Below are 8,008 nucleotides of genomic sequence, written 5' to 3' on the forward strand. Positions count from 1 at the left end.
GACCCTGCGCGAGATGCGCTGGTGGGACGTCGAGCCGGTGCTGGAACTCGAACGCGAACTCTTCCCCGACGACGCCTGGTCGCGGGGGCTGTTCTGGTCCGAACTCGCGCACGCCCGCGGGCCGTCCGCCACCCGCCGCTATGTGGTCGCCGAGGAGAACGGCCGGGTCGTCGGCTACGGCGGGCTGTCCGCCGTCGACGGCACCGGTGACATCCAGACCATCGCCGCCGCGCGCGAACACTGGGGCACGGGCCTCGGCGCCCGTCTCCTCACCGACCTGCTCTCCGGCGCCACCGCCTTCGAGTGCCACGAGGTGCTGCTGGAGGTGCGGGTCGACAACGCCCGGGCCCAGCGGCTCTACGAGCGCTTCGGCTTCGAGCCCATCGGCCTGCGCCGCGGCTACTACCAGCCGGGCAATGTGGACGCCCTGGTCATGCGCCGCTCCCAGACGGCCGACGGCGCCGCCGCCGTCCCCGACCTCGCCGCGCACGACGCCCGTCACGCGCACGACGCGGCCGCGGCGGTGGCCGCGCCCGCCGCCCACGACACCGCCCCCACCGCTGACGGCCCCACCCCAGACGGCCCCGCCGCAGACGACCCTGCCGCACACGAACAAGGAACGACCCACGATGGCTGACGAGCCGCTTGTCCTCGGAATCGAGACCTCCTGCGACGAGACCGGCGTCGGCATCGTCCGCGGGCACACCCTGCTCGCCGACGCCGTCGCGTCCAGCGTCGACGAGCACGCCCGCTTCGGCGGCGTCGTGCCGGAGGTCGCCAGCCGGGCCCACCTGGAGGCCATGGTTCCGACCATCCGGCGCGCGCTGAAGGACGCCGGGGTGGCGGCGAGCGACCTCGACGGCATCGCGGTCACCGCCGGACCCGGCCTCGCGGGCGCGCTGCTGGTGGGGGTCTCGGCGGCCAAGGCGTACGCCTACGCCCTCGGCAAGCCGCTCTACGGCGTCAACCACCTCGCCTCGCACATCTGCGTCGACCAGCTGGAACACGGGCCGCTGCCGGAGCCGACGATGGCGCTCCTGGTGTCCGGCGGCCACTCCTCGCTGCTGCTGGCCCCGGACATCACCGGCGACGTCCGTCCGCTCGGCTCGACCATCGACGACGCGGCGGGCGAGGCGTTCGACAAGGTGGCCCGGGTGCTGAACCTCGGCTTCCCCGGCGGCCCGGTCATCGACCGGTACGCGCGCGAGGGCGACCCGGCGGCGATCAACTTCCCCCGCGGGCTCACCGGCCCCCGGGACGCGGCCTACGACTTCTCCTTCTCCGGCCTCAAGACCGCCGTCGCCCGCTGGATCGAGGCGAAGCGCGCCGCGGGCGAGGAGGTGCCGGTGGCGGACGTCTCGGCGTCCTTCCAGGAGGCCGTGGTCGACGTGCTGACCCGCAAGGCGGTGCGGGCCTGCAAGGACAACGGCGTCGACCACCTGATGATCGGCGGCGGGGTGGCGGCCAACTCGCGGCTGCGCGCCCTGGCCGAACGCCGCTGCGAGGACGCCGGGATCGTGCTGCGGGTGCCGCGGCCGAAGCTGTGCACGGACAACGGGGCGATGGTCGCGGCGCTCGGCGCGGAGATGGTGGCGCGCGGGCGGGCGGCGTCGGCCTGGGACCTGTCCGCGGACTCCTCGCTCCCGGTGACGGAGCCCCATGTGCCCGCCGGGAACCACGACCACGACCACCCGCACGACGGCCACGACGGCAACAGCCACGGGCACGGGCACGACCACGACCACTTCCACGAGCTGAGCAAGGACAACCTGTACTCATGACGGTGCACGCATGACGGTCGCGCTGATGTGGGAGGCCCGGGCCGCCGAGGGCCGCGGCCCGGAACTGCTGGCGTGGGCCCGCGCCCAGGAGCTCGCCGGTCCGCCGCTGCGGCGCGAGACCTTCGGCGCCCCCGGCGACCGGGTCCTGGTCATCACCTGGTGGGATGCCCCGTACGAGGCGGACCTCCCCGAACTCGGCTCCCCCGCGCAGGACCTGCTGCACCGGCCGGTCCACCGCTGGCGGTTCGAGGCCCTCGACCACGAACCGCCGGCGCAGGCCCCCGGATAGCCGCCGAGCCGCGAATCGTCCCCCGGCGCTCGGGGGGCCTTGCCCGGTGAGCGCGAATGCCCCTCAGCCTCGCGCCGGCCGCCCGATCAGCATCGTCGGCGCTCCGGCCGCGCGGGTGAGGAACACCGTGGCCGCGTTCGGCCCCTGCGGTTTGACCTTCCGGCGCAGCTCCTCCGGCTCGACGGCCGAACCGCGCTTCTTCACCGTCAGCTTCCCCACCTCGCGCTCCCGCAGCAGCGCCTTCAGCTTCTTGAGGTTGAAGGGCAGCGCGTCGGTGATCTCGTACGCGGTGGCCCACGGGGTCGGGTGGAGTCCGTCCGCCGTCACATAGGCGATGGTCGGATCGATCAGCCGCCCGTCCACCCCGGCCGCCGCGTCCGCCACCAGATGGGCGCGGATCACCGCCCCGTCCGGTTCGTACAGCCAGCGCCCGACCGGACCCGGCGCCGGGTCCGGCAGCCCGGCTCCGGTGAGGGTGTGCGGGCCCGGGAGCAGCGTGGCGCGCCGGGCGCCCGGCGCGGTGCCGAACCAGAACACCGCCTCCTTCACCTCGCCGCCGTCCGAGATCCACTCGGCCTCCGCGTCGTCGGGCACCGCGTCGTGCGGGACACCCGGGGCGATCTTCAGGGCGGCGTACGGGGCGCTGCGGGCGGCACCGACCGCCCAGGACAGCGGCGGGGAGTAGGCCTCCGGGTCGAAGATCCGTCCCCGGCCGCCCCGCCGGGCCGGGTCGGCGAAGACCGCGTCGTACCCGGAGGTGTCCACCTCCGTGACGTCCGCGCAGCGCACCTCGATCCGGTCCGCGAGGCCCAGCGCCTCGGCGTTGGCCCGGGCCACCGCGCAGGTCAGCGGGTCCCGGTCGACGGCGAGGACCTCCACGCCCGCCCGCGCGAGGGCGATGGCGTCGCCCCCGATGCCGCAGCAGAGGTCGGCCAGCCGCCGGACGCCGAGCGCCGCGAACCGCTCGGCCCGGTACCGGGCGACGGAGGTGCGGGTGGCCTGCTCCACGCCGTTGGGGGTGAAGAACATGACGGCCGCGTCCTCGGCGCCGAACTTCGCCGCCGCCCGCTGCCGCAGCCGGGCCTGCCCCAGCGCCGCGGACACCAGGTCGGCGGGGTGGTCGCGGCGCAGCCGGGTCGCGGTCGCCAGTTCCTGGGCGGGGTCGTAGTCGCGCAGGTCGGCGAGGAGCGCCCGGCCCTCGTCGGTGAGCAGGGCGGCGAAGGAGTCGAGGGCGTTCACTGGTCAATTGTGGGCCAAGCGGGGGACCGTCCGGGCACCACGGTCTGTCGCGCCGCCGCGGGGCCGACTCCCTGGCAGGATGCGGCGCCATGCAACTAGTACGACAAAATGAAAAAAACACTCATGAGCGTCGATTCCGGTCCACCACCTGTGCCGCGGTCCTGCTCCTGATCGGTGTGGTCGGCGGAGCCTGCGCACAGCCTCCCGATCGCACCGCACCGCTGCCCGGACCCGACCCCGGACCGGGACGGTCGGCCCCGGGCGCCGGACCCGCCGCCGCACACGGTCCCCAAGCCGCCGCACACGGCCCCGAAGCAGCCTCGCGCGGCACGGGACACCCCGGCCCGCCGCCCTCCGCCGACCGCCGTCCGGTCCCGCGCACCGCCGGGCGCCCGGCCCCCGCGGCGGCCCCGGGCCTCCCCCGTGACCTGGCGATCTACGCCGAGAGCAGGCTGAACGCCCGGTCCGTCCGGCTGCGCGCCGCCCAGCGCTGGGGCCTGCTCCGCCCGCCGGTCGCCGCGCCCGCCCCGCCCGTCCGCAAGGCGCGGCCGGCCACGCCGCGCTCCCTGTCGATGGGGTCCGGCCTGCCCCCGGTGTTCACCCGCGTGCCCACCTCCGACCGCGTCGTCTTCCTCACCATCGACGACGGCGGCCACAAGGACCCGGAGCTGCTCCGGATGCTGCGCGAACTGGACGTGCCGGTGAGCGCCTTCCTCAGCGACTACGTCGTGCGCGACGACTACGGCTACTTCCGGAAGCTCCAGCGGCTCGGCGTCTCCCTGCACAACCACACGCTCACCCACCCCGACCTGACGGAGCTGTCCTTCGAGGACCAGTACAGGGAGATCTGCCGCCAGCAGCGGAACCTGGAACGGGAGTTCGGCGTACGGCCGCGGCTGTTCCGCCCGCCGTACGGCAACTACGACCGGGAGACGCTGCTCGCCGCCAAGTCCTGCGGCGTCCGCAGCGTGCCGCTCTGGACGCAGGAGGCGTTCGCCGACCGCATCGACTTCGCCGACACCCGGGGCCGGCTGCACCCGGGCGACATCATCCTCACGCACTTCCGCGGCCGCGGGGAATGGGGCGGGACCATGGCCGACATGGTCCGCGAAGTGCTGCGCACCGCCACCGCACAGGGCTTCGCGGTGGCCAGGCTGGAGGACTACATCTGAGGGGCGCGGCGGCGGGCCGCGGCGCGAACGCCGGCCGGACGCCGGGGTGCGCCGCCCCGTCCTGACACTCCGGCTCCGCGCCTGGGAAACCGAACGCCCGGTACTGCGCCGGGCCAGGCGGCCGAGAGCCGCCCCCACCGCTCTGACCAGCAACAAGCAGGCCGGCAGAAGGCCGGGCCGGCGAGAGAGGACCCCGCTGGGCCCGTCTGTGCGCGTGGGGCACCCGGAGGTTCGTTGGCACTCTAGTTGACTGAGTGCTAACGCCGTCATAGTCTCAGCTTTGGCACTCTCCACTACGGAGTGCCAGCTACACAGCGACGGGCAGGTCCGGCACCCGCGACGACGGATCTACCAGGTCGCCACCTCAGACAGTTAACCCCGTGAGCTCTCCGAAGGGGGAGGTCGGATCGTGACGACCGCCAGCACCAAGGTTGCCATCAAGCCGCTCGAGGACCGCATTGTGGTCCAGCCGCTGGACGCCGAGCAGACCACGGCTTCCGGCCTGGTCATTCCGGACACTGCCAAGGAGAAGCCCCAGGAGGGCGTCGTCCTGGCCGTGGGCCCGGGCCGCTTCGAGGACGGCAAGCGCCTTCCGCTCGACGTGTCCGTAGGCGACGTCGTGCTGTACAGCAAGTACGGCGGCACCGAGGTGAAGTACAGCGGCGAGGAGTACCTCGTCCTCTCGGCTCGCGATGTTCTCGCGATCGTCGAGAAGTAATTCACCCACTGTTTTTTGATCTGCGCCCCGGAACCCGTGTCTGAACAACCGGGCGTCCGGGGCGCAGTTCGTTGAGAGGACGAACGCAACCATGGCGAAGATCCTGAAGTTCGACGAGGACGCCCGTCGCGCCCTCGAGCGTGGCGTCAACAAGCTTGCCGACACCGTGAAGGTGACGATCGGCCCCAAGGGCCGCAACGTCGTCATCGACAAGAAGTTCGGCGCGCCGACCATCACCAACGACGGTGTGACCATCGCCCGCGAGGTCGAGGTCGAGGACCCGTACGAGAACCTCGGCGCCCAGCTCGTCAAGGAGGTGGCGACCAAGACCAACGACATCGCGGGTGACGGCACCACCACCGCGACCGTGCTGGCCCAGGCGCTGGTCCGCGAGGGCCTGCGCAACGTCGCCGCCGGCGCCTCCCCGGCCGCCCTGAAGAAGGGCATCGACGCCGCGGTCAAGGCCGTCTCGGACGACCTGCTCGCCATCGCGCGCCCGATCGACGAGAAGTCCGACATCGCGGCCGTCGCCGGTCTGTCCGCCCAGGACAAGCAGGTCGGCGAGCTCATCGCCGAGGCGATGGACAAGGTCGGCAAGGACGGTGTCATCACCGTCGAGGAGTCCAACACCTTCGGCCTGGAGCTCGACTTCACCGAGGGCATGGCCTTCGACAAGGGCTACCTGTCCCCGTACTTCGTCACCGACCAGGAGCGTATGGAGGCCGTCCTCGACGACCCGTACATCCTGATCCACCAGGGCAAGATCTCCTCGATCCAGGACCTGCTGCCGCTGCTGGAGAAGGTCATCCAGGCCGGCGGCTCCAAGCCGATGCTGATCATCGCCGAGGACGTCGACGGCGAGGCGCTCTCCACCCTCGTGGTCAACAAGATCCGCGGCACCTTCAACGCCGTCGCGGTGAAGGCCCCGGGCTTCGGCGACCGCCGCAAGGCCATGCTGGGCGACATCGCCACCCTCACCGGCGGCACCGTCGTCGCCGAGGAGGTCGGCCTCAAGCTCGACCAGGTCGGCCTGGACGTGCTCGGCTCCGCCCGCCGCGTGACCATCACCAAGGACGACACCACGATCGTCGACGGTGCCGGCAAGGCGGAGGACGTGCAGGGCCGCGTCTCCCAGATCAAGGCCGAGATCGACGCCACCGACTCCGACTGGGACCGCGAGAAGCTCCAGGAGCGCCTCGCGAAGCTCGCCGGCGGCGTCTGCGTCATCAAGGTCGGCGCCGCGACCGAGGTCGAGCTCAAGGAGAAGAAGCACCGTCTGGAGGACGCCATCTCCGCGACCCGCGCCGCGGTCGAGGAGGGCATCGTCTCCGGTGGTGGCTCCGCTCTGGTCCACGCCGCCAAGGTGCTCGAGGGCAGCCTGGGCAAGGAGGGCGACGAGGCCACCGGTGTCGCCGTCGTCCGCCGCGCCGTCGTCGAGCCGCTGCGCTGGATCGCGGAGAACGCCGGCCTCGAGGGCTACGTCATCACCTCCAAGGTGGCCGAGCTCGAGAAGGGCCACGGCTTCAACGCCGCGACCGGCGAGTACGGCGACCTGGTGAAGGCCGGCGTCATCGACCCGGTCAAGGTCACCCGCTCCGCGCTGGAGAACGCCGCTTCCATCGCCTCCCTGCTCCTCACCACCGAGACGCTCGTGGTCGAGAAGAAGGAAGAGGAAGAGGGCGACGCCGGCCACGGCCACGGCCACGCGCACTGACCTCGCGAGGTACCACGAAGGGCCCCTGTCCCCCGCCGCTCGGCGGGGGACAGGGGCCCTTCTGCGGTCACATCGGCACGCCGTCCAGCTGCCGGAGCAGCCGCAGCAGGTCGTAGTGCCACCAGGCTTCCTGAATCCGTCCGTCGCGGAACCGGAACACGGTGGTGCCGGTCATCGTGACGTCCTTGCCGGTGGCGGAGATGCCCATGAAGTCGCCGCGGTGCGTGCCCTGCCAGGTCCACCGGGTCGCCACCTCGTCGCCCTCGGCCAGCATGCTGTCGAGCGTGAAGTCGAAGGCGAACGCGCTCCGCCAGCCCGCGACGTCCTGCCGGATGACATCGGCCCCGACCGTGGACTCCACGTCCTTCGAGATGTCGTGGTCGATCAGGTCCGGGGCGAACAGCTCGTCCACGAGATCGAGCCGGCCCCCCACGGCCACCTCCTCGAAGAACCTCCGCGCCGTGTCCTTGTTGAGCGCCTCGTCCCGTACGACATCGAGGTCGGTGAAGGTCGGGGCGCCGTCGCAGAGCGCCACCATCTGCTGGAAGATCTGCTCCGTCTCCGGCAGGCCCGAGTTCCGCATCGCCTCTTCGTACGACGGGAACTCGATGATCTCGACGACGTGCTCCCCGTCGGCCCGGTCCCGCCCCACAACCGCATGCGTAGCGGTCCGCTTCCCCCGCGTCCGCTCGGCCCAGGTGTCCATGAGCCGGTTCATGTCGTCGATCTTGTCCGTCTTGCAGTCGATGATCTGCACGAAAGTCATGACGCCTCCCAGAGCTCGGGCAATTACTCCATTTTAGTGACGAAACGCCCAAACACCGGAAACCCGATCACCCGCACCCACCGGCGACACCGGGGCGACGGCGGGCCGCCAAGAGAAGCGAGCCCGACGGGTCCCGCCCACCCTCTGGGCAGCGATTGCCGAGGTCCCCAGGCGCCGAAGGGGATCAGCCGCGCGCGAGACGTGAGGGTGGCGGGGCCGCAGGGGTGGGGGGTTCCGGAAGCTTCCGTGTATTTGTGGCCCCCCGGGCCGTAAATATACGTTCCGGAACCCCCCACCCCCGCGGGCCCCGGACCCCCCCCCACCCCCCC

Annotated in this window: 8 protein-coding genes; 6 read left to right on the forward strand and 2 right to left on the reverse strand. The window is 72.1% G+C overall.

All coding sequences use genetic code 11. The features are described from left to right. The first annotated feature begins 13 nt into the window (after nucleotides 1-13). Genes rimI through ABT112_RS19685 form a run of 3 tightly spaced genes read left to right on the forward strand, consistent with a single transcriptional unit; the run spans nucleotide 14 to nucleotide 2,070 of the window. Complete coding sequence (gene rimI / locus ABT112_RS19675) at nucleotides 14-637, forward strand: ribosomal protein S18-alanine N-acetyltransferase (RefSeq protein ID WP_351511254.1); 624 nt, start codon at nucleotides 14-16, stop codon at nucleotides 635-637. Beyond that, complete coding sequence (gene tsaD, locus ABT112_RS19680; protein WP_351511241.1) at nucleotides 630-1,781, forward strand: tRNA (adenosine(37)-N6)-threonylcarbamoyltransferase complex transferase subunit TsaD; 1,152 nt, start codon at nucleotides 630-632, stop codon at nucleotides 1,779-1,781. The genes rimI and tsaD overlap by 8 nt, the downstream gene beginning before the upstream one ends. A 10-nt stretch (nucleotides 1,782-1,791) precedes the next feature. Further along, nucleotides 1,792-2,070: a hypothetical protein gene (locus ABT112_RS19685; RefSeq protein WP_351511243.1), complete on the forward strand. Its 279-nt coding sequence runs from the start codon at nucleotides 1,792-1,794 to the stop codon at nucleotides 2,068-2,070. Between the two features lie 63 nt (nucleotides 2,071-2,133). Here the strand turns inward: ABT112_RS19685 and ABT112_RS19690 are convergent, their stop codons facing one another. Next, nucleotides 2,134-3,309, reverse strand: a complete 1,176-nt coding sequence (locus tag ABT112_RS19690; protein ID WP_351511245.1) for a THUMP-like domain-containing protein — start codon at nucleotides 3,307-3,309, stop codon at nucleotides 2,134-2,136. Between the two features lie 89 nt (nucleotides 3,310-3,398). Between ABT112_RS19690 and ABT112_RS19695 the strand changes: the two genes are divergently transcribed. The 3 genes from ABT112_RS19695 (at nucleotide 3,399) to groL (ending at nucleotide 6,913) form a co-directional block, all read left to right on the forward strand. Continuing rightward, entirely contained in the window at nucleotides 3,399-4,481 is a 1,083-nt protein-coding gene (locus ABT112_RS19695) for a polysaccharide deacetylase family protein (RefSeq protein WP_351511247.1), read from the forward strand. A 409-nt stretch (nucleotides 4,482-4,890) separates the two neighbouring features. Further along, nucleotides 4,891-5,199 carry a co-chaperone GroES gene (gene groES / locus ABT112_RS19700; protein ID WP_329175511.1) on the forward strand — a complete coding sequence of 103 codons (309 nt, stop codon included), beginning with the start codon at nucleotides 4,891-4,893 and terminating at the stop codon, nucleotides 5,197-5,199. Nucleotides 5,200-5,290: 91 nt separating this feature from the next. Beyond that, a complete protein-coding gene (groL, locus tag ABT112_RS19705; protein ID WP_351511248.1) occupies nucleotides 5,291-6,913 on the forward strand; it encodes a chaperonin GroEL in 1,623 nt (540 codons plus the stop codon). A gap of 67 nt (nucleotides 6,914-6,980) precedes the next feature. Here the strand turns inward: groL and ABT112_RS19710 are convergent, their stop codons facing one another. Continuing rightward, complete coding sequence (locus ABT112_RS19710; protein WP_351511250.1) at nucleotides 6,981-7,679, reverse strand: ester cyclase; 699 nt, start codon at nucleotides 7,677-7,679, stop codon at nucleotides 6,981-6,983. Nucleotides 7,680-8,008 lie beyond the last annotated feature (329 nt).

Origin of the sequence: Streptomyces sp. NPDC002055, assembly GCF_040296705.1 — a bacterium.
Classification (GTDB): Bacteria; Actinomycetota; Actinomycetes; order Streptomycetales; family Streptomycetaceae; genus Streptomyces.